Origin of the sequence: Enterococcus sp. DIV0755b (genome assembly GCF_051713765.1) — a bacterium.
Taxonomy (GTDB): Bacteria; Bacillota; Bacilli; order Lactobacillales; family Enterococcaceae; genus Enterococcus_C; species Enterococcus_C canintestini.
Map to the genome: position 1 here is coordinate 1,572,083 of NZ_JBIOQN010000001.1, position 20,116 is coordinate 1,592,198.

The 20,116-nt window shown below is 34.8% G+C and carries 24 protein-coding genes; 20 read left to right on the forward strand and 4 right to left on the reverse strand.

Going from position 1 to position 20,116, the window contains the following annotated elements:
* Positions 1-11: 11 nt before the first annotated feature.
* Positions 12-572, forward strand: coding sequence for a ReoY family proteolytic degradation factor (locus IGI65_RS07455; protein WP_095006789.1), 561 nt, complete (start codon positions 12-14; stop codon positions 570-572).
* A gap of 76 nt (positions 573-648) precedes the next feature.
* Here the strand turns inward: IGI65_RS07455 and IGI65_RS07460 are convergent, their stop codons facing one another.
* Complete coding sequence (locus IGI65_RS07460; protein WP_438773740.1) at positions 649-1,557, reverse strand: YitT family protein; 909 nt, start codon at positions 1,555-1,557, stop codon at positions 649-651.
* 151 nt (positions 1,558-1,708) lie between these two features.
* Here IGI65_RS07460 and IGI65_RS07465 point away from each other — a divergent pair, with 151 nt between their 5' ends.
* The 4 genes from IGI65_RS07465 to rpmG all read left to right on the forward strand — a co-directional run bounded on the left by IGI65_RS07465 (position 1,709) and on the right by rpmG (position 4,591).
* Positions 1,709-2,071, forward strand: coding sequence for a nucleotide pyrophosphohydrolase (locus IGI65_RS07465; protein ID WP_438773741.1), 363 nt, complete (start codon positions 1,709-1,711; stop codon positions 2,069-2,071).
* Positions 2,058-3,278, forward strand: a complete 1,221-nt coding sequence (locus tag IGI65_RS07470) for a CCA tRNA nucleotidyltransferase (protein WP_438773742.1) — start codon at positions 2,058-2,060, stop codon at positions 3,276-3,278. The genes IGI65_RS07465 and IGI65_RS07470 overlap by 14 nt, the downstream gene beginning before the upstream one ends.
* Before the next feature lie 467 nt (positions 3,279-3,745).
* Complete coding sequence (locus tag IGI65_RS07475) at positions 3,746-4,201, forward strand: hypothetical protein (RefSeq protein ID WP_412257664.1); 456 nt, start codon at positions 3,746-3,748, stop codon at positions 4,199-4,201.
* A 240-nt stretch (positions 4,202-4,441) separates the two neighbouring features.
* Complete coding sequence (rpmG, locus tag IGI65_RS07480; RefSeq protein ID WP_016172256.1) at positions 4,442-4,591, forward strand: 50S ribosomal protein L33; 150 nt, start codon at positions 4,442-4,444, stop codon at positions 4,589-4,591.
* Positions 4,592-5,017: 426 nt separating this feature from the next.
* Here rpmG and IGI65_RS07485 read toward each other — a convergent pair whose 3' ends face one another.
* Together IGI65_RS07485 and IGI65_RS07490 are read right to left on the reverse strand one after the other, a co-directional pair.
* Entirely contained in the window at positions 5,018-6,037 is a 1,020-nt protein-coding gene (locus IGI65_RS07485; protein ID WP_438773743.1) for an AI-2E family transporter, read from the reverse strand.
* 354 nt (positions 6,038-6,391) lie between these two features.
* The gene (locus IGI65_RS07490) at positions 6,392-7,321 is read right to left on the reverse strand and encodes an ABC transporter substrate-binding protein (protein ID WP_438773744.1); all 930 of its coding nucleotides are present in this window, start codon (positions 7,319-7,321) and stop codon (positions 6,392-6,394) included.
* 204 nt (positions 7,322-7,525) lie between these two features.
* On the opposite strand from IGI65_RS07490, the gene IGI65_RS07495 reads away from it, so the two are divergent.
* From IGI65_RS07495 to IGI65_RS07560, 14 genes are all read left to right on the forward strand, one after another.
* Positions 7,526-8,326 (forward strand): ABC transporter ATP-binding protein, encoded by an 801-nt coding sequence (locus IGI65_RS07495; protein WP_095006782.1) that lies wholly within the window; start codon positions 7,526-7,528, stop codon positions 8,324-8,326.
* A complete protein-coding gene (locus tag IGI65_RS07500) occupies positions 8,316-9,299 on the forward strand; it encodes a FecCD family ABC transporter permease (RefSeq protein WP_438773745.1) in 984 nt (327 codons plus the stop codon). Before IGI65_RS07495 ends, IGI65_RS07500 begins: the two co-directional genes overlap by 11 nt.
* Before the next feature lie 2 nt (positions 9,300-9,301).
* Positions 9,302-10,291, forward strand: a complete 990-nt coding sequence (locus IGI65_RS07505; RefSeq protein WP_438773746.1) for a FecCD family ABC transporter permease — start codon at positions 9,302-9,304, stop codon at positions 10,289-10,291.
* 226 nt (positions 10,292-10,517) lie between these two features.
* Positions 10,518-10,691, forward strand: coding sequence for a hypothetical protein (locus IGI65_RS07510; RefSeq protein WP_438773748.1), 174 nt, complete (start codon positions 10,518-10,520; stop codon positions 10,689-10,691).
* Entirely contained in the window at positions 10,637-11,083 is a 447-nt protein-coding gene (locus IGI65_RS07515) for a 5-formyltetrahydrofolate cyclo-ligase (RefSeq protein ID WP_438774424.1), read from the forward strand. Before IGI65_RS07510 ends, IGI65_RS07515 begins: the two co-directional genes overlap by 55 nt.
* Positions 11,076-11,771 (forward strand): rhomboid family intramembrane serine protease, encoded by a 696-nt coding sequence (locus tag IGI65_RS07520; RefSeq protein WP_438773750.1) that lies wholly within the window; start codon positions 11,076-11,078, stop codon positions 11,769-11,771. The genes IGI65_RS07515 and IGI65_RS07520 overlap by 8 nt, the downstream gene beginning before the upstream one ends.
* Positions 11,772-11,791: 20 nt before the next feature.
* Positions 11,792-11,998 carry a YqgQ family protein gene (locus IGI65_RS07525; RefSeq protein WP_071864969.1) on the forward strand — a complete coding sequence of 69 codons (207 nt, stop codon included), beginning with the start codon at positions 11,792-11,794 and terminating at the stop codon, positions 11,996-11,998.
* 6 nt (positions 11,999-12,004) lie between these two features.
* Positions 12,005-12,970 (forward strand): ROK family glucokinase, encoded by a 966-nt coding sequence (locus tag IGI65_RS07530; protein WP_438773751.1) that lies wholly within the window; start codon positions 12,005-12,007, stop codon positions 12,968-12,970.
* Positions 12,971-12,985: 15 nt separating this feature from the next.
* On the forward strand, positions 12,986-13,381 hold the full coding sequence (locus tag IGI65_RS07535) for a rhodanese-like domain-containing protein (protein ID WP_071864971.1): 396 nt from the start codon (positions 12,986-12,988) through the stop codon (positions 13,379-13,381).
* Between the two features lie 114 nt (positions 13,382-13,495).
* The gene (locus IGI65_RS07540) at positions 13,496-14,452 is read left to right on the forward strand and encodes a LacI family DNA-binding transcriptional regulator (RefSeq protein ID WP_438773752.1); all 957 of its coding nucleotides are present in this window, start codon (positions 13,496-13,498) and stop codon (positions 14,450-14,452) included.
* 485 nt (positions 14,453-14,937) lie between these two features.
* The gene (locus IGI65_RS07545) at positions 14,938-16,245 is read left to right on the forward strand and encodes an ABC transporter substrate-binding protein (protein ID WP_438773753.1); all 1,308 of its coding nucleotides are present in this window, start codon (positions 14,938-14,940) and stop codon (positions 16,243-16,245) included.
* 72 nt (positions 16,246-16,317) lie between these two features.
* Complete coding sequence (locus IGI65_RS07550) at positions 16,318-17,181, forward strand: carbohydrate ABC transporter permease (protein WP_071864974.1); 864 nt, start codon at positions 16,318-16,320, stop codon at positions 17,179-17,181.
* Positions 17,181-18,002, forward strand: coding sequence for a carbohydrate ABC transporter permease (locus IGI65_RS07555; RefSeq protein ID WP_438773754.1), 822 nt, complete (start codon positions 17,181-17,183; stop codon positions 18,000-18,002). The genes IGI65_RS07550 and IGI65_RS07555 overlap by 1 nt, the downstream gene beginning before the upstream one ends.
* Before the next feature lie 143 nt (positions 18,003-18,145).
* The gene (locus IGI65_RS07560; protein ID WP_438773755.1) at positions 18,146-18,499 is read left to right on the forward strand and encodes a DUF488 domain-containing protein; all 354 of its coding nucleotides are present in this window, start codon (positions 18,146-18,148) and stop codon (positions 18,497-18,499) included.
* Positions 18,500-18,606: 107 nt separating this feature from the next.
* On the opposite strand, the gene IGI65_RS07565 is transcribed toward IGI65_RS07560, so the two are convergent.
* The gene (locus tag IGI65_RS07565; protein ID WP_016172239.1) at positions 18,607-18,774 is read right to left on the reverse strand and encodes a DUF3042 family protein; all 168 of its coding nucleotides are present in this window, start codon (positions 18,772-18,774) and stop codon (positions 18,607-18,609) included.
* Positions 18,775-18,948: 174 nt separating this feature from the next.
* Here IGI65_RS07565 and IGI65_RS07570 point away from each other — a divergent pair, with 174 nt between their 5' ends.
* Positions 18,949-20,109 carry a galactokinase gene (locus IGI65_RS07570; protein ID WP_438773757.1) on the forward strand — a complete coding sequence of 387 codons (1,161 nt, stop codon included), beginning with the start codon at positions 18,949-18,951 and terminating at the stop codon, positions 20,107-20,109.
* Positions 20,110-20,116 lie beyond the last annotated feature (7 nt).

A 20,116-nucleotide genomic window follows, 5' to 3' on the forward strand; every position in this document is an offset into this window, starting at 1 on the left:
AGGTGAGGACGATGATTATCGACGTCAAAGAAAAGAAAAATTTTCTCAACTGGTTTGTTACCCATGCTTCTTTTAGTCGCCGAGAGGTTTGCTGGATTTTGAATTATTTGGCTAATCACGAAGCAATTTTAAATAATGTTCACTTTGTTGAAAATGCAGATGCCACTAATCGCGGTTTACAAATTCGCGATTTAACTGTACAAGGAGAGCCACTCAAATTATTTTTACAAGGTAAAACTTTTGAAGATAGCGATCAAATTTTTCATGAAATTCGCTTGAATTGGAAAGAACCGCTCTACATTGAGTGTCTTTTTGAAAATACTTGGGATAGTTCAAGTTATTTAGCGATATTAGAAGATAATCCGTTTATGAAATGGAATGAAAATATTGATGCAGATGTGTTGGAAAGTATCAATCAATTTCTAGCAACAGAAGAACAAAGGGCTCAAATTAAGCAATTATACGAAGAAATTGATCAGGCTTTAGAAATGGGCGATGAAGAAACTTTCCTGCGTTTATCTGAAGCTGTTAATAAAAAATTACAGCACAAGGGACAAAAAACAGCTGAATAGGTCCAGCAAACGACGCTAAAATGATAGTCTAAAAAACTAATTGAGACTATCATTTTAGCGTCGTTTGCTTTTTAATTTATTTTTGTGAAGGCGCAGAATTTTTCCAATTTTTTAGGAAATTTTTCTTTGGTCGTTTGTAAGTAAAGCCTTCACCGGTCACTTCATGTACGTTAATGACAGAAATAAAAGCTTGTGAATCATATTCTGCGATAATTCGCTTTACTTCCATAACTTCACGGGAAGTCACAACCATATATAAAATATTTTTATCTGTTCCTGAGTAAGCCCCTTCACCTTTTAAAAAGCTCGTACCCCGACCAGTCACCGCCATTAAAACTGGTGCCATTTTTTTAGTTTCATTTGAAATTACTAAAATTCCTTTAGCAGAATACCCACCATCCAAAATTGCATCAACAATATTAGCAAAAACATAAGAAAAAATTAGTGTGTACATCATCTTCTTTAAGTCAATATAGGTTAAAGAAGCCAATAAAATTAAAATATCAAAACAAAATAGTGAACGTCCCACTGAGATTCCTTGTTTTTTCTCTAAAATACGAGCGATAACATCACTGCCGCCTGTGGTTCCGCCAACACGATAAACAATACCACTACCAAAACCTGCTACAATTCCTGCTAATAAAGCAGAAATCAATAGATCGTGTTCTAAATTAATCGCCAGTGGGACTTTTTGCCAAATAAATAACCAGATAGATAAACTCGTCGTCCCAAAAATGGTATAGTAAAAAGACCTTTTACCTAGAATTTGACCGCCTAAAATGATAATTGGAATATTTAAAATAAAAGTGCTATAAGCCGGATTAATTCCAAATAACCCTCTTAAAATTAACGTAATCCCAGTCACGCCCCCTTCAGCGAGGCTATTAGGAATATTAATGTAAATTAAACCAAATGCGTAAATGCAAGTACCAATTAAAATTAAAACCAAATCACGTAATAACGGTGTATACTTATTTACGTTCATAGTTTCACCTTCTTTTTATTTATTAAAAAACAAAATAGGATAACGATTGTTGTAGATATAATCAAATGTAGCACGAAAAATGCAGATAGACAATTAGTGGGTAGTTTGAATTGATCCTTTATTTTGATAAGATAATGGTAGGAGTGATCACATGACAGAAAAAACATTACAACAAATGCAACAAGAAGTTGATGCGTATATTGCTCAATTTAAAGTCGGCTATTTTTCTCCGCTAGCTCAAATGGCGCGTATGACAGAAGAAGTAGGCGAATTAGCTAGAGAAGTAAACCATTATTATGGGGAAAAGCAAAAGAAAGCAGATGAAGCACCAAATACAGTCGCCGAAGAATTAGGAGATGTACTTTTTGTTTTGTTATTAATGGCGAATTCTCTAGATATTGATTTAACGGAAGTTTTCGACCAAAACATGGCAAAGTTTAATCAACGCGATTCATACCGCTTTGAGCGAAAAGATGGCAAACTTGCGCCGGAGGATGAAAATGAAATTAGCTAATTTACCCAAAGAATTTCAACTAGCTTTACCGGTGATGACCCAAATTGAACAAGCGGGCTTTGAGGCATATTTTGTCGGTGGAAGTGTCCGTGATATTTTACTTGGACACAAGATACACGATGTAGATATCGCTACAAGTGCTTTTCCAGCAGAAATTAAAGCTATCTTTCCTCGAACAATTGATATTGGGATTGAACATGGTACTGTCTTAGTCTTACACCAAGATGATCAGTATGAAGTGACAACTTTTCGAACCGAATCAACTTACCAAGATTTTAGACGACCTGATCAAGTGGAATTTGTCCGTTCCTTAACAGAAGACTTAAAACGACGCGATTTTACGATTAATGCCTTTGCATTAAAAGATGATGGAGAAATAATCGACTTATTCGATGGTCTAATGGATTTACAAGAGCATGTTTTACGAGCAGTTGGCAATCCCCATGAACGTTTTCATGAAGACGCATTACGTATGATGCGGGGGTTACGTTTTGTTAGTCAATTAGGCTTTGCTTTTGAAATTGAGACGTTTGATGCCATCAATGAAAATCATGCTCTATTAGAAAAAATTTCAGTTGAACGGATTTATGTGGAATTTAGCAAGCTTTTGTTAGGTAAATTTCGTAATCAGGCCATTCGTTTTTTAGTTGAAACGGAATGTTATTTGTATTGTCCTGGGTTCCGGTATTATGGGGAAGCATTATTACGCTTTGCAGATTTAAAACCAATTTCTTTTGCTACTGCGGCGCAAGGGTGGACAGTTTTATTTGAGCAAATGGGTATTGGGCAAAATTTAATTCGGCCTTTTTTAAAAAAATGGAAGGCTTCCAATGATTTAATTCAGGAAGTACAAGCACTTCACTGGGGATTAAAAGTGCGCCAAGAGCAGCCGTTAAAATCTTGGGAAATCTATCAGCTAGGCTTAGAGAATAGCTTAGCAGTAGAAGCATTGACCCCTTTTTATAATCTAGTGCCCGCAGAAACTAAAGTAAAAGATATTTATGCAGCATTACCTATTAAACATTTGCGTGAACTTGCGATTAATGGCAATGATTTATTACAAAAATTCAAATTAAAGCCTGGCAAATGGCTAAAAGAAGTTTTAAGTCAATTAGAATATCTAGTAGTGACAGGTAGTTTAGCCAACGATGCTACAACGTTACTAGCTAAAGCTGAGACACTTTTGGCAGATGCTAAACAAGAGTGATATCACGACAAGTAAATCTATTTCAGTCACCATGGATGATGGCAGGGTGTTGGATTTAAAATTACCCGTAAACTTTTGATTACTTGAAAATATTTGATAAACGTTATCATTATTTGACATGAACAGCTAGAAAATAATTACTGCAACTAGCATTTAAAGTGGGCATTTAAATTTAAAAAGATTCAAAGTGAAAACTATAATAACTGTCGGACTTGGACATTGACGCAAAATAAAAAAACAGCATTTGTTCTTTATGAATCTGACAAAAAGGAAGCAGTTAATAAAAACTTCTAATCAAGTAGAATTAAATTACGCTTTTTTTGTGCTAAATGGTATTAACTGTAAGCATTTTCTTAACTTACACGGTAAAATTGTGCTAAACTTATTAATGGATTGAAAAATTGTTATATCGCAATCATTGTTTCAAAATTTGAAATGATTTGTTGACGATAGAAGGAGGAAATTAGATGGCTAGAGAAATGACAGCATTGAAATTTTATTTCCGTAATGGAGAAACTTGGACGATTAGTCGTCGCTTTATTGGTGATTTGTGGATTAAACAAATTACTACGAGTTATGGTCGTATTAACGGGAGTGAATTTGTAGAAATTCACCCATGTGCAGGTTTTAAAATCGAAATTTATCCAGAAGGTGATCATGTCGCTACCCACGATATTAACTTAGGTGGTTTAGAATCAGGAATGTTTGCCCGTGCTTTGAAATATCAAGATATTGAACGGATGGAAATCTTGTTTAAAACAGGTAAACCAGATATGGTGTATTTCCCATACAAAGACAAAGATAGTGAAGGTTTGGATAATGTTTACCAAACAACTAAAGTTAGCGAAGAAACCAAGAGCCTTTACATCGTCATCAATCCAGAACAAACAGTTGAAGATGTTTATGGTGAATATTTCGAATAAAATTAATTTTAAACCTCACAATAATTTTTGTGAGGTTTTTTGTGTAAAGATTCCTTTCAACTTTAGTCATGATGAAAGTCTAAATGAATAATATTAGTAAATTACTACGGTTATTTATCGTCAAGTAAAACTACTTAACAAAATTCGCTGAAAAGACTAGCATTCAAAGAAAAAACATGCTATCATACTAAAGTCTGAGAGAAATCTTAGAGTATCAATGAGGATATGGGAGGGAAAAACATGCGCGTAAACATCACATTAGAGTGCACTTCTTGTAAAGAACGTAACTATTTAACAAGCAAAAACAAACGTAACAACCCTGACCGCTTGGAAAAAAACAAATATTGCCCACGCGAAAGAAAAGTTACTTTACACCGTGAAACTAAATAATCATTTGAACAACCCTTTAAGACCAGTGTTTTAGAGGGTTTTTCTTTTTTTGAAGTAGATTTTGAAGTAGATTTGTTAGAAATTTAGATGGTTAATTAGCTTATCTACTGTCGATTTTTTGTTATTTAGTTCCCTATGTAAAGAATGTGGATTAGAAAACCGTGCGTTTTTTTCTCGCGAAAAACGTCTTTTAGAAAAAAAGATCTTTGCGATACCAAAAAACTTTTCAGTCGTAGTAAACATCCTTTTCTTTTGAAGGTACAAAAAAGCCACCTGATTTCGCAGGTGACAGGGTAATTAGAAATAATTTTTTGTTTAGCTATAAAAACTAATCTGAAAAGTTTATGCGTAATTTAAAAGTAATTTTTAGCGCGTTAATAGCTTTTGTGCTAGTTTTTTTATTTAGAATATTTAAAAAGAGTCTGCCTATTCTTTTGAATGGGGGATTTTTTTTACTTTCATTACATCTAAGAAAAAAGTAAAAATAGGAATGCCTACAATAAGCCCCCAAATGCCAAATAATCGTTCTGAGAGAAGTAGAATGACAAAAGTATAGAAGATCGGTAATTCTGTGCGGCTTGACATAAATTTAGGATTTAAAACGTATGCTTCCAAAATATGAATGCCAAGAATCATAAATAAAATGAAAAGTAAATCCCACATTCCACCTTGCGAATAGGCAATAAATGATAATGGGATACTGGAAATAATTGCACCGGCAACAGGAATAAGACTAAATAAAAATACCATTAAACCTAAACTTGGCAGTTGATGAAAATTCATAATCGCTAAGCAGATGAGGGTGATGACTGTATTGACAATGGCGATGAAAAATTGAGCTTCTAAAACAACGCCAAAAGTATTAATAAATTTTTGAGCAAAATAAAATACGTCTTGGAAATACCAACCAAAATCACTCGTTAAAAACAATTTGGAGAAGTCTTTGACTTTTTTCAATTCAACAGTAAAAAAGAAGCTAAGTAAAAAAGATAATGCAAGAGAAACTGCTAAATTACCAAAATCGTGGAGGTAGCCGATAATAAAACTTGCACCACCTTTTAGTTGGTCGAGAAATTCGCTGCGTTGGACGTATTTTAATATCCAATTAATGACTTGGTTAGAGCTTGTTGGTTGATTATCATAAAAATCAATGACTGTTTCGACTAAATTCCACGTTTGATGGAACAAAATCGGAATGTACTTGGTCAATGCGATGTATAAGAGTAGTAATAAGCCACCGTAAAGAAAAAGGACAATAATAAAAGGTCTTAGCTTTACAAATCGTTGAACGAGATGGACAAAATGAACCGCTAAATAAGTAAAAATAAACGTCAGTAAGATAGGAGTCATCAAACTACGTGCCAAGTACAATAAAAATACAATGCTTAAAAGTACTACGTAACGCCTTAGCTTTAAATTGGCGATAAAATTTTCATAAAGTTTCAAAAAGCACACCCCATTTTGATGAATTTTTCTTTAGTATAGCGTTATTTTGCGGGCAAACGTATTAATTACTATTAAACGAACAAAAATGTTAGCTTAAAATAAGTATAACAGGAGTGTGACATATGCGCATTCATGAAAGTACTGTTAAGAAATGTACTAAAATTTTTTATGGTATTTTTTGTTATGGATAGCTACTAAGGCAATCAATGAGCATTCGGTTTCACTATAGTTGGTAGCGTGGCTTAAATTTAGAAGAGTTTATCCCTTAAATTTGAGCTGTTTTATAGTGAGATTAAAAGCAGTTAATAAATAGGACACCTGCTTATTAAAGCAAGTGCCCGTTATCTTTTACGTTTATTTCAAATGTGATTTTACATCTTCAATCATTTCGCGGTAAGCGATGGGACCATTGTATAACCAACTTTTTTCGGGACCAAATTCCCAGAGATTCCCATTTTTTACTGCTGGAATGTTTTGCCAAAGGGGGTCTTTAAACATTGCCGCACCTTTATCGCTATTAACCAAAATTAAATAATCACAATCAATTTGAGCTAATTTTTCTAATGAAACAGCAGACCAGTCAGAAGTTGCTTTTTCACTAATCTCTTTGGTTAAAGTCGGTACTTCAAAACCTAATTGCTGATACAATAAATCACCACTAGAGCGATTATCTGCTACCATAAAGGCTGAGTTATTGGTAACCCACAATACTGCTACAGATTTATTTTTTATTTTATCTGCATAAGCATTTTTCGTTTCTTTTACGAGTGCTTCATAATCTTGAAGTACTTTTTTGCCTTCTTTTTGTTTGTTTAAGACGTTAGCAATATCAGTTAATTTATCTTGCCACGTCACATTTTCTCCGTTTTTTACCACGTAGGTTGGGGCAATTTTAGCGTATTTGTCATATTTTGCGCCTTCAACAAGACCGTTTGATTCAATTAATAATAAATCAGGCTCATAAGACAATACTTCTTCATAAGGTAAGTCGTAATTAATTAGGGGAACATCTTTTAAATCTTTATCTAGGTAATCTTGATGTGTACCGCCACCCACTGTCCATTGGGCCACAGGCTTTTCACCTAAAGCGACCAAGTAATCTTCTAAATAACTTCCAATAATTTTCTTGGGGTGATTGGGAACTTTAACTTTATGATCGAGTTGATCAGTAAGGGTACGGGTTTCTTCTTTAGTAGAAGTATCTTTATTTGTCCCGCAAGCGGCAAATAAAAAGAGACTGGTTACTAACAATAAGCTAGTTGTAATTTTTTGATACTTTTTCATAACGGCGTCCTTTCTTTCATGTAGAATAAAACTGGTGTCTAATTAATTGAGAATCATTATCATTTAAAAATACTAGCATAGTTCATTTTTTTGTCAATTATATTTTTAAAAGGCAATGAACTGAAATCAATTTTGCTACTATTGACGAATCTACAAATTAAAGCGATAATTGATAATCATTATCAATGAAAGTAGAGAAGTGCAATGACTACCTTGGAAGCAAAAGAAATAACGGTGGGTTATCAAAAGCAGATTATTATTGAGGGCTTATCTTTAGAGTTGCCGGTGGGAAAAATAATTGGCTTAATCGGCCCAAATGGCAGCGGTAAATCGACATTGTTAAAAACGTTGGCGCGGATTATGCAGCCACAAAAAGGAGTAGTAAATTTAAATGGGGTTAGTATTGAAACAATCCCAACTAAAGAAGTGGCACAACAAATTGCGCTATTGGCCCAAAATACAGAACAAAATCTAGAATTGACCGTTAAAGAGTTGGTTTCTTATGGACGCTTTCCATATCAAAAAGGATTGCGCCAGTTGGATCAAAAAGATCAAGAAGCGATTGACTGGGCGCTAGCGGCGACTAGTTTGACTAAACTAGCGGATCGTTCTCTACAAGCTCTTTCAGGAGGACAACGACAACGGGTTTGGTTGGCGATGGCATTAGCACAAGATACAGATATTTTAATTTTAGATGAACCAACAACTTTTTTAGATCCAGCGCATCAATTGGAAATTTTACAACTTTTGCAAAAAATCAATCAAAAATATCAAAAAACAATTGTCATGTCTATTCATGATTTAAATTTGGCTTCCCGTTTTTCAGATATTTTAATTGGTTTAAAACAGGGGAAAATTATTGCTAGTGGTACGCCGCAAAAGGTAATGACCACTGAAAATTTAGCACGCTTATTTTCTATTCAAGCAGAATTAACCGTGGATATTAAAACTGAAAAGCCACTTTTAATGAATTATGAATTACAGGTGACAGATGATGAAGACTAGACGACTTATTATAGTATGGAGCTTGTTAATTTTTCTAGCCTTTTTGATTTTGTTCTTTTCATTAACAAATGGGGCAGCAGATATTTCCCTAACAGAAATTAGTAATGCATTTTTTCACTTTGACAGTCAAAAGCAATCCCAACAAATTATTATAAATTTACGGTTGCCTCGTATTATTGGTGCTTTTTTAGTCGGTAGCGCCTTTGCGTTAAGTGGAGCCGTGATGCAAGGGGTAACACGAAATCCTTTGGCAGATGCAGGCTTATTAGGGATTAATAGCGGCGCTTCACTGGGATTAGCACTTGTTTTTATTTTTTTTCCTAAAACATCTATTACTGCAACAATTTGGTTTTCATTTGGTGGCGCTTTTTTAGCTGCTTTTTTGATTTTTTTAGTTAGTAGACGTTCTGTTGCTTCTCTAACACCAACACGTCTTATTTTAGCTGGTGTGGCGATTAGTAGTCTTTTTACTGCAATCAGTCAAGCACTGGGGCTAGTATTTGATTTACAACAAGATATAGCTTTTTGGTTTGTTGGCGGGGTTGCTAATATAACTTGGCAGCAGTTGCAACAAGTTTGGTGGCTGTATTTGATTGCTGTTGGGGGATTGCTGTTTTTAGCTGGAGGCATCAATTTGTTAATTTTAGGTGACGATAATGCGATGGCGTTAGGGAAAAAGCCTGAACGGATTCGATTTGTAACCTTAATACTGGTAGTTTTCTTGGCGGGAATTGCGGTGGCATTAGTGGGGCCAATTAGTTTTATTGGGTTGATGGTGCCTCATGTCTTGCGCCATTTTACAGGTGATAATTATCGTAAATTATTACCTTTAGTTCTTGTTGGTGGTGGCTTTTTTGTTGTCTTAGCAGATTTATTAGCCCGATTACTAAACCCACCATTTGAAACACCATTAGGCCTTTTAATTACAATCGTTGGGGTTCCTTTCTTGTTGTTTAGGATTTGGAGGAGCTAGTCATGAAGAAAAAATATGTTTATACTAGTCTGACAGTTTTATTGCTTCTTTTATTTCTGGCTAGTATTTTATGGGGAAAAAACAGAATAAGTATAACGGCTATTTATAACCTGCTGACAGGTACGGCTAGTCAGGCTCTTCAGTTCACTATTGTTGAACTAAGGTTACCGCGAACCGTTTTAGCGCTATTAGGCGGTGCCGGTTTAGGAGCCGCTGGTTTTTTATTGCAAGGTGTCACACGTAATGATTTAGCGGATGCTTCTATCTTAGGTATTAACAGTGGTGCTGGTTTTTTTGTTCTCATTTATTTAGGCTTTTTTGCACAAGGGAATGGTTTTTTATTACCTTTATTAGCTTTAAGTGGCGGGCTAGTTGCTGTTTTTTTGGTTTATGTCATCGCCAATCAAAAAGGGCCCTTTATCGCAGTTGATAAGTTACTATTAGCAGGTGTGGCGGTAAACGCTGGTTTTGGTGCGTTAACGTTGTTGGGTACAATTAAAGTTGCACCAGATCGCTATCGTTTTGTAACTAATTGGCTTGCTGGTTCATTATGGGGAGCAAACTGGAGTTATGTTTTCATTTTATTTTTTTGGCTGTTTATTTTAATTACCATTACATTGGTGCAGCTGCCTTATTTAGATTTGTTGCAACTAAATGATGAACAAGCACTAAGTATCGGGGTAAAAGTCCGTAAAATACGACTACGTTTTCTATTTTTAGGCGCAGCGATAGCCGCTAGTTGTGTCGCATTTTGTGGCAATTTAGCGTTTGTTGGTCTGCTAGCACCTCATCTTACTAAAAGGCTTTTAAAAGATCGCGCGACGCAACGTTTTCCGTTAACTTTATTAATTGGGGCCTGTATTGTTTTAGCCGCTGACACATTAGGACGACTACTTTTAGAAAGTGGGGAGCTGCCTGCTGGTGTGATGGTCGCAATTTGTGGCGCACCTTATTTCTTAGCTCTTTTAGTTCAAAAACCCAAAATGCAATAATATAGGACAAATTAGCTTTTAACCAAATAGACAAGAGGTAAGTATTATTAACTTTCTTCTTGTCTATTTGATTAAAATAAGCGCAAAAAGATCCTCTTAAAGCAAGGTTTGCTATTTTGTGGCTTTTTCGATACCATGCAAGTAAGAGTCTTTTCTGTAGATCAGAACAATTTAGCTACTGATCTAATCTTCATGTAAAAGATTTCCAAATAAAGGAGCGATTCGTTTGGATAAAAAAGCATTGCGCAAAGAAGGAATTGCAATTTTGCAAGAACTGGCCGCCGATAAACAAAAAAAAAACAAAATAAAGAAGCTATTATTTTACGCCTATTATTTTCTAGTAAAATATGGAGTGAAGCAAGTTGTGTTGGTGTTATTCGTGCTACTGGAATTGAATTAGATACTCAACCTATTTTTCAAAGGGCGTTTATTGAAGGAAAAAAAGTAGTAGTCCCCAAAGCACCGCAAGACCGTTTATTAACTTTTCATCCTGTGGACGAAAAGACGCAATACTTACTTTCTAATTTTGGCGTAGAAGAGCCACTAGTCCAACAGCAAGTGGAAAAGTCTGAAATTGATTTATTAATTGTGCCAGGATTGATTTTTTCTAGCCAAGGTTATCGAATTGGATTTGGAGGCGGTTATTATGATCGCTTTTTAACAACATTTCAAGGCCAAACGGTTAGCCTAGCTTTTAATGAGCAGTTGCGGGATGATTGGCAACCAGCTGAATTGGATATACCCGTAAAGAAAATAATTACCGATTTTAGAAACGAGGTTTTTTATGAATAAGGAATGGAAATTGACATGGAAACGTTGGCTCAATCAACCAATTGTTACTTACAGTTTTTTGGCTATCCAAACTGTAGTTTATTTACTAATGTTTGTTCCGAGTTTAGAAATTGAAACAAAAGGAGTAATGTTTGGGCCTTTTATCGCTTACCTTCATCAATACTGGCGTTTTATCACACCGATTTTTATCCATTTTTCCTTGACGCATTTCGCTGTAAATTCGATTGTCTTATATTTTATTGGACAACAAGTAGAAGCGATTTATGGCCATTGGCGCTTTTTCATTTTGTATTTATTAAGTGGTGTAATGGGTAACTTTGTTAGTTTCGCTTTTAATGATGCTGGCATTCGTTCTGCTGGTAGTAGCACAGCTATTTTTGGCGTTTTTGGGGCATTTTTACTATTAGGATATTATTTCCGCAACAATCCTGCCATTCAGGGGATGGTCAGACAATTTGCTCTTTTTGTGGGGCTTAGTTTATTATTTGGAATCTTTGATCGTTCTATTGATATTTGGGGACATATTGGTGGTATCATCGGTGGACTTTTATTAGGAAATGTCGTTGCATTACCTCAAAATCATGGCCGTTTTTCAATTCATACCAGAATTATTTCTGGGGTGATTTTTGGATTTCTTTTAGTGATTTGTCTTTTATATGGTTTAAAAAAATATGGATTGCCTGTATAATATGCGAGGAAGTGTGTTAAATGGAAACTCTTTACGATGTTCAACAATTATTTAAGCGTTTTGGTATATATATTTATGTTGGCAAGCGCATTTATGATATCGAATTAATGTTAATTGAGTTAAAAAAATTGTATGAAGGTCGCTTAATTGATCATGATACTTATATGACTTGTTGGCGTATATTAAAACGCGAACACCGTATTGAAGAAAGTCGACAGAAAGGATAATTGTGCATGGACAAAAAAATTATTGGAATTGATCTTGGAGGGACAACTGTCAAGTTTGCAATTTTAACTGCAGAAGGTGAAATCCAACAAAAATGGAGTATTGAAACCAACATTTTAGATGAAGGCAGTCATATCGTACCAGAAATTGTAGAATCAATTAATCATCATTTATCTTTATATAATATGAAACCAGAAGACTTTATTGGAATTGGTATGGGAACTCCTGGTAGTGTTGATCGTAAAGCAGGGACAGTAATTGGTGCTTATAATTTGAACTGGACGACATTACAACCTGTCAAAGAACAAATTGAAGCAGGAACAAAAATTCCATTTGCAATTGATAATGATGCAAACGTCGCAGCCCTTGGGGAACGTTGGCTAGGTGCAGGGGAAAATAATCCTGATGTAGTCTTTATTACACTTGGAACAGGTGTTGGTGGTGGAATTATCGCCGAAGGTCACTTATTACATGGTGTAGCAGGTTGTGCTGGCGAAATTGGACACGTAACAGTTGATCCTAACGGTTTTATGTGTACATGTGGTAAAAAAGGCTGTCTTGAAACTGTTTCTTCTGCCACTGGCGTTGTGCGCGTAGCACGTCACTTAGCTGAAGAATATGCAGGCGACTCTAAATTAAAAGCACAATTAGATGAAGGTTATGATATTTCTTCTAAAGATGTTTTTGAATACGCTGAAGCAGGCGATCTTTTTGCACTAATGGTCGTAGATAAAGTCTGCTATTATTTAGGTTTAGCATGTGGTAATTTAGGTAATACCTTAAATCCATCTGCAATTGTTTTAGGTGGTGGCGTTTCTGCTGCGGGTGAATTTTTACGTAGCCGCGTTGAAAAGTACTTTGCTGAATTTACTTTCCCACAAGTAACAGAAAGTACAAGTATTAAATTAGCCCAATTAGGCAATGAAGCGGGCGTTATTGGCGCAGCTTCTCTAGCATTGGATATTGTGAAATAGGAAGGAAAGCAAAAAATGTCTCCCATTATTATTATTGATATTGTTTTAATTGCCATTTTATTAGGAATTGGAATTAATGAATTATATATTCGTATCATGGCAAAAAAATCTGCTACAACAATTGATCAAGAAACATTTCGAGAAGGAATGCGTAAAGCGCAAATAATTGATGTCCGTGAAAAAGATGAGTTTGACGCAGGACATATTTTAGGAGCTCGCAATATACCTTATTCTGTTTTGAAAAACTCAATTGGCAGTATTCGTAAAGATCAACCCGTTTATATTTACGATCAAAAACGTGCGATTGCTGTTCGAGCTGCCAACAAATTACGTAAAGCCGGCTATACCAATCTTTATCTGCTTAAAGGTGGCTATCAAAGCTGGGAAGGTAAAGTGAAAAAGAAAAATTAATTTTAAGTTGTAACGGGGCATTCTCCGTTACAGCTTTTTTTGTTAAACTAGAGATAAATACATATTAAAAATAAAAAATGCTTTACTATTAAGTAATCATTTAAAGGAGATAAAATGGCTACCTTATCTGATGTTGCAAAACGTGCCAATGTATCAAAAATGACTGTCTCACGGGTGATAAATCATCCTGAGCAAGTAACAACTGAATTGAAAAAACTAGTCTATCAAGCAATGCAAGAACTGAACTATCATCCAAATATTGCGGCAAAGGCATTGGTTACAAATCGTTCTCAAATTATTAAGCTCTATATTTTAGAAGAATTAGATACAACAGAACCCTATTATATGAATTTATTGATGGGAATTGCTCGTGCTGTGGGGAAAGCTCATTATTCTTTGCAGCTAGTTACTAGTAATGGGGTGGACCATGGTTCTTGTGATGGTTATATATTGACCGGTGTACGCACGCAGGACTTTGATTGGATAAATACATTAACCAAACCAGTAATACTATTTGGCGAAAATACTCATAATATTGATTTTGTGGATAGCGACAATCGTTATGGAACTGCGACAGCGACAAAATATGCGTTAAAAGTAGGATATCAAAACATAATTTTTGTTGGAATTGACGTAGCAGAACCTTTTGCAAAAGAGCGAGAAAAAGGCTATTTAGATATTATGTCAGCAAATAAATTACCCTCTACAATTTTTCGTCTACCCAATCGTTCCACTCAAAGTGAAATCTTTATTGAAGAACAATGGGATTCGTTTGAAAAAAATACTTGTTTCATTTGCTCTTCGGATCGCTTAGCTATTGGAATTGAAAGAGGATTAATCAATTGTGGTGCAAAAGTACCAGAAGATTTTGGCATTATTGGTTTTGATGGGGTATTTTTGGATCAAGTGAGTTCCCCAAAACTAACAACGATGAAACAAGATATTATCAAAATGGGTGAAGCTTGTGGTGAAATGCTAGTTAAAAAAATTGAGGAAAATGGACAGACGCAAGGGTATCGCAGATTTTTACCAAAGTTGGTGGCACGTGAGTCTACGCGTGCGGATAAATAATTTTAACAAAAATCACTTCAATCAAAGAAATTATAATTGAAGTACTCAGATGCACGAAATGAAAAGTAATTTAAGAAAATTAATGTTTAACTTTTAGCCTATCTAAAAAGAACTTGTTTTTTAACACTGCTTCTGTTTATATACAAAAAGGATTTGTGACAAAACTTTTGCCACAAATCCTTTTTTATATAAATAAGAAAGGTGCTGGTTTTCCCCAGAATAAGTCCGTCACATTCTGTAAATCAATTTTACAAGTAAAATGGCTACGACAAACGTTATATTACTTTTTTATGCAAAAAAATCATAATTTTAAGCAATCGGTTGCATTGTTAATATCATTGGTTTTATCGAGTTTTATAAAAATGAAAAGTATATTTTTTATTTTGTTACCGGTAACAATTGATAAACTATTGATTTAAAAAGAAAACGATTGCATAATAGAAATGTAATAAGAAATAAGGGACAACACGAAGGAGGATTCAGAAATGAAGGGATTTTGGAAAAAAGTGGGCGCAGGATTGTTACTATCTGGTGTAGCATTGACTATTGCGGCGTGTGGAAATGCAGGAGATAATAGCAGTAGCAATAGTGGTGGTTCATCAGATCAAACTGAAATTGATATTTTTCAGTTTAAAGTAGAATTCAAGGACCAATTTGAAAAGCTAGCCAAAGAGTATGAAGAAAAAAATCCAGACATTAAAATTAATGTGGAGACTGTTGGTGGCGGATCAGATTATGGTGCAGCCTTAAAATCAAAATTCTCATCTGGTAATGAACCAAACATCTATAATATTGGCGGACCTGAAGATGTTAACATGTGGATCGATAGCTTAACTGATTTAAGCGACACAGAAGCTGCCAAACAAGCTTTAGATGGTACGTTAACAGGTGCCACTAAAGACGGAAAAGTTTTAGGATTACCATACAACATTGAAGGTTACGGCGTACTTTATAACAAAGAAATTTTTGAAAAAGCCGGTATTGATGCTTCTTCAATTAAATCTTTAGATGACCTAGAAGCTGCTGCTAAAACTTTAGATAGCAAAAAAAGCGAGCTAGGTATTGATGCACCGTTTGCCTTAGCTGCAAAAGAACAATGGATTACAGGTTTACATGGATCAAATGCTTTCTTAAATGCAGAATTTGATAACGATGTAATGAAAGCGTATGAATCTAAAACAGTCGAATTCAAATATGGTGATCAATTTAAAAAATATCTAGATATTAGCAATAAATACTCTGTTCAACCAACAAATAGCTTGGATTATTCACAACAAATTGAGCAATTATTCTCAAATGGAAAAGTTGCCATGACACAACAAGGTAACTGGGTATATCCAACAATTGAAGGGATTAATAAAGATCTTGCAAATAAAAATATCGGTTTATTACCAATTCCAATTGATGGTGTAACAGAAGGAACAATTCCTGTTGGCGTACCAATGTATTGGGGTGTTAATCCAAATGCAAGTGATGAAGAAATTAAAGCTTCTAAAGATTTCTTGGATTATTTATATACTTCTGATGAAGGTAAAAAGATTGTTTTAGAAGACTTCAAATTTGTACCAGCGTATAAAGGTTACGACACTGATAAAATTTCTGATCCACTTTCAAAAGATGTTTACACTTATTACACAGATGGCAAAACAACTGGTTGGGTATTCATGGGTTATCCAGCAGGCTGGGGTGAACAAACACTAGGTGCTGAAATTCAAAAATATGTTGCCGGTGATGCATCTTGGGATGAAGTTGTGAAATCTGCACAAGATAAATGGGCAGACGAACGTAAATAATTAAGCTTAAATTGAAAACACGGGAGAAAAGTATGCTCTCTCGTGTTTTCTCTTATAAGGGGGAGTTAACGTATGAAACATCAAAGGAAGACTTGGTTTTATTTATTTGCTGCACCAGTAGTAATTGCACTTATTTTAGTTGTTGTTGTGCCATTTTTATATGGTATTTATTATTCATTTACCGATTGGGATGCTGTTGCCAGAGGGAATTTTGTCGGTTTAGAAAACTATCAAAAATTACTTCAAGATGAAGGTTTCCGTAATGCCATTTGGTTTACAGTCAAATTCGCGGTAATTTCAATCGCGTTAATTAATATCATCGGTTTAGGCCTAGCGTTATTAGTGACTAGTAAATTTAAAGGCGCAAATCTTTTACGGACAATTTTCTTTATGCCGAACTTAATTGGCGGCTTAATTTTAGGTTTTATTTGGCAATTTATTTTTATTAATGCGTTTTCAGCAATGGGTGATTTTTTTGGTAGTCCGGGTTTGAAAACTTGGTTATCAACTACTCAAACTGGCTTTTGGGCCATGGTTATTGTGATGTGTTGGCAGATGTCAGGGTATATTATGGTTATCTATATTTCTTATTTACAAGGTGTAGATGAATCGTTATTAGAAGCGGCTGACTTAGATGGTGCCACACCTTGGCAAAAATTTTGGAACGTTCGTTTTCCTTTAATTATGCCTGGTTTCACAGTAAGCTTATTTATGACTCTTTCTAACTGTTTCAAATTGTACGATCAAAACTTATCTTTAACTAATGGTGGTCCTTATAATTCAACTCAAATGGTTGCAATGAATATTTATAATACAGCCTTTGTTGAAAATAAAATGGGCTATGCGCAATCGAAGGCGGTAATTTTCTTCTTGTTTGTTGCTATTATTTCATTAACTCAAGTTTATGTCACAAAAAGAAAAGAGGTCGAAGCATAATGAAAAATATGACAAAAAGTCAACTTTTGCGGGCAGTGCTCGGCTTAATTTTAGGTTTAGTTTGGTTAGTTCCTTTTTATTTAATGATTTCGAACTCTTTTAAATCCAAACAAGAAATTTTTACGAATCCTTTGAAAATTCCTGAAAACTTTACTTGGGCTAACTACCCAGAGGCCTTTAAACAATTAGACTTTATAAAAACTTTGTTTAATTCCTTATTAATTACTGTTGTTAGTGTGATTGTTATCATTATTTTTTCTGCCATGTGTGCTTATGCACTAGAACGGACGAAAAGTAAATTAAGTGGAATTATCTTTATGGCCTTTGTTGCGGCGATGTTAGTACCTTTCCAATCAGTTATGATTCCATTAGTATCTTTATTTGGTAAAGCACAAATGTTAAACCAAGTCGGGATTATTTTCATGTATCTTGGTTTTGGCGGAAGCATGTCGATTTTCTTGTACCACGGTGCTTTAAAATCTATCCCAAAAGCATTAGATGAAGCGGCTATTATCGACGGTGCATCCCGTTTCCAAGTGTTTTGGCATGTGATTTTTCCAATGTTAAAACCAACCACAGTTACTGTGGCAGTGTTAAATACAATGTGGATCTGGAATGACTATCTATTACCATCGTTGGTAATTAATTCACCTGAAACACAAACAATTCCATTGAAAATGTTCTTCTTTTTCGGACAATATACCAAACAATGGCATTTAGCGTTGGCTGGTTTAGTCATTGCTGTTTTACCAGTAGTAATTTTCTACTTTATTATGCAAAAACAAATCATCAAAGGTGTTGCAGAAGGTGCTGTGAAATAAGCCCTGCGATGTAATCTTCCTCTTAATTATAGCCAGTAGCCCTTGCGCTACTGGCTATTTTAGCATTTTTCTAATAAGAAACTGGTATAATAATAGTGAAAACTTACTTTGTAGATTTATGAAATAGAAATGAGGGAATTTTATTGCTTAAACTCAAACGAATTTACGAAAGCTACGAAAAAAGTGATGGATACCGCGTCTTAGTCGATCGCATGTGGCCACGGGGAGTAAAAAAAGTAGATGCTTATGTTGATCTTTGGCTAAAAGAGGTTGCACCAAGTACAGAGTTAAGAAAGTGGTTTAATCACGATCCATCAAAATTTGATGCCTTTAAAGAACGTTATGAAGACGAATTAAAAAAAGAACCACAAGAGGCAGCTGTAAAAGAGCTTTTGGCAGTTATGGCTAAAAATGAAACAGTTACCTTGTTGTACGGAGCAAAAGATGAACAGCATAATCAAGCCGTTGTTTTAGAGGCTTATTTAGCGACATGCTAAAAATAGCGCTTGCTTCAGTTTAAACTGTGGAATATTAAAGTTAATATAAAGGCCCAAAGCTAGATTAAACGTCTAACTTTGGGCCTTTTGTTGAGCGAAATTTTATTTTAGCGAGCTACGCGTTTGCGCATTGCTTTTTTGCGATTTTCTTCAATCATCGCTTCTTTTTCATCAATTGGATCGATCACTTGTTTTTTAACAGCCGTTACAAAAGCACCCGCTGCTGCAACAGTAGCTAATGTGCCCACTAAAACACCAGATACAAATTTTTTCATCTCAATCACTCCGTTCATACTTTTATTATATTATGTAACAAGTTATCTAAAAATAAAAGTTAAAAGCCTTTTCTTTTGTTTTCTGTTGGTCTTTTATATTAATAAAAGTTATTGAAAAAATTTAGTAAATTATTTATAATAAATTTACTAAATAAAATTGACGGGGTGTTTTGAATGGAAAAGAATTTACAAGCAATTTTTAATGAAAAGTTTGGTGGACAAGCAAGTGGTGAGTATTTTGCACCAGGGCGCATTAATTTGATTGGTGAGCATACTGATTATAATGGGGGTTACGTCTTTCCGGCTTCGATTACAATTGGTACTTACGGGTTAGCACGAAAAAGAAAAGATAAGAAAGTACGGCTTTATTCAGAAAATTTTGCTGAAAAAGGCGTAATTGAATTTTCTATTGATGATTTGGAATTTAAAAAAGAACACGATTGGACCAACTATCCTAAAGGAATGATGCGCTTTTTAAAAAATGATGGCTTTGCAATTGAAAGTGGCATGGAAATTCTTTTTTATGGTACTATTCCAAATGGAGCAGGGCTTTCATCTTCTGCATCGATTGAACTATTAACGGGTGTTATCTTGCAAGATTTATTTGAGCTTGACGTGAAAATGATTGAATTAGTTGAAATTGGCAAACGGGTAGAAAATAAATTTATTGGAGTCAATTCCGGAATTATGGACCAGTTTGCCATTGGCATGGGGAAAAAAGATCAGGCCATTTTATTAGACACAAATACACTGGAGTATGAGTTAGTGCCAGCTGATTTTGGTGATTATGTTGTGGCTATCATGAATACAAATAAACGTCGTGAATTAGCTGATTCAAAATATAATGAACGTCGTAGTGAATGCGAAGAGGCTCTAAGCCGCCTGCAAACTAAATTATCCATTAAATCGTTAGGTGAGCTATCAGAAGCAGAATTTTTACGTAATACTGATTTAATTGGAGACGAAATCTTAATTAAGCGGGCCAAACATGCGGTAACAGAAAATGAGCGCACAAAAAAAGCCAAAGCAGCCTTGGTTAAAGGTGATTTAGTAACTTTTGGTAAATTATTGAATGCATCTCATGCCTCATTGCAGTATGATTATGAGGTGACAGGTAATGAATTGGATACTTTGGTTGCTGCAGCCCAAAAACAAGCAGGAGTTTTAGGAGCGCGTATGACAGGAGCAGGTTTTGGAGGCTGTGGTATTGCATTAGTCAAAGCAAGTGCGTTCAATCAATTTTCAGAAAATGTGAAAGCTGTCTATAAAGACAAAATTGGGTACGATACAGATATTTATAAAGCAAATATTGACGATGGTGCCCGCAAGTTATAATAAAAAA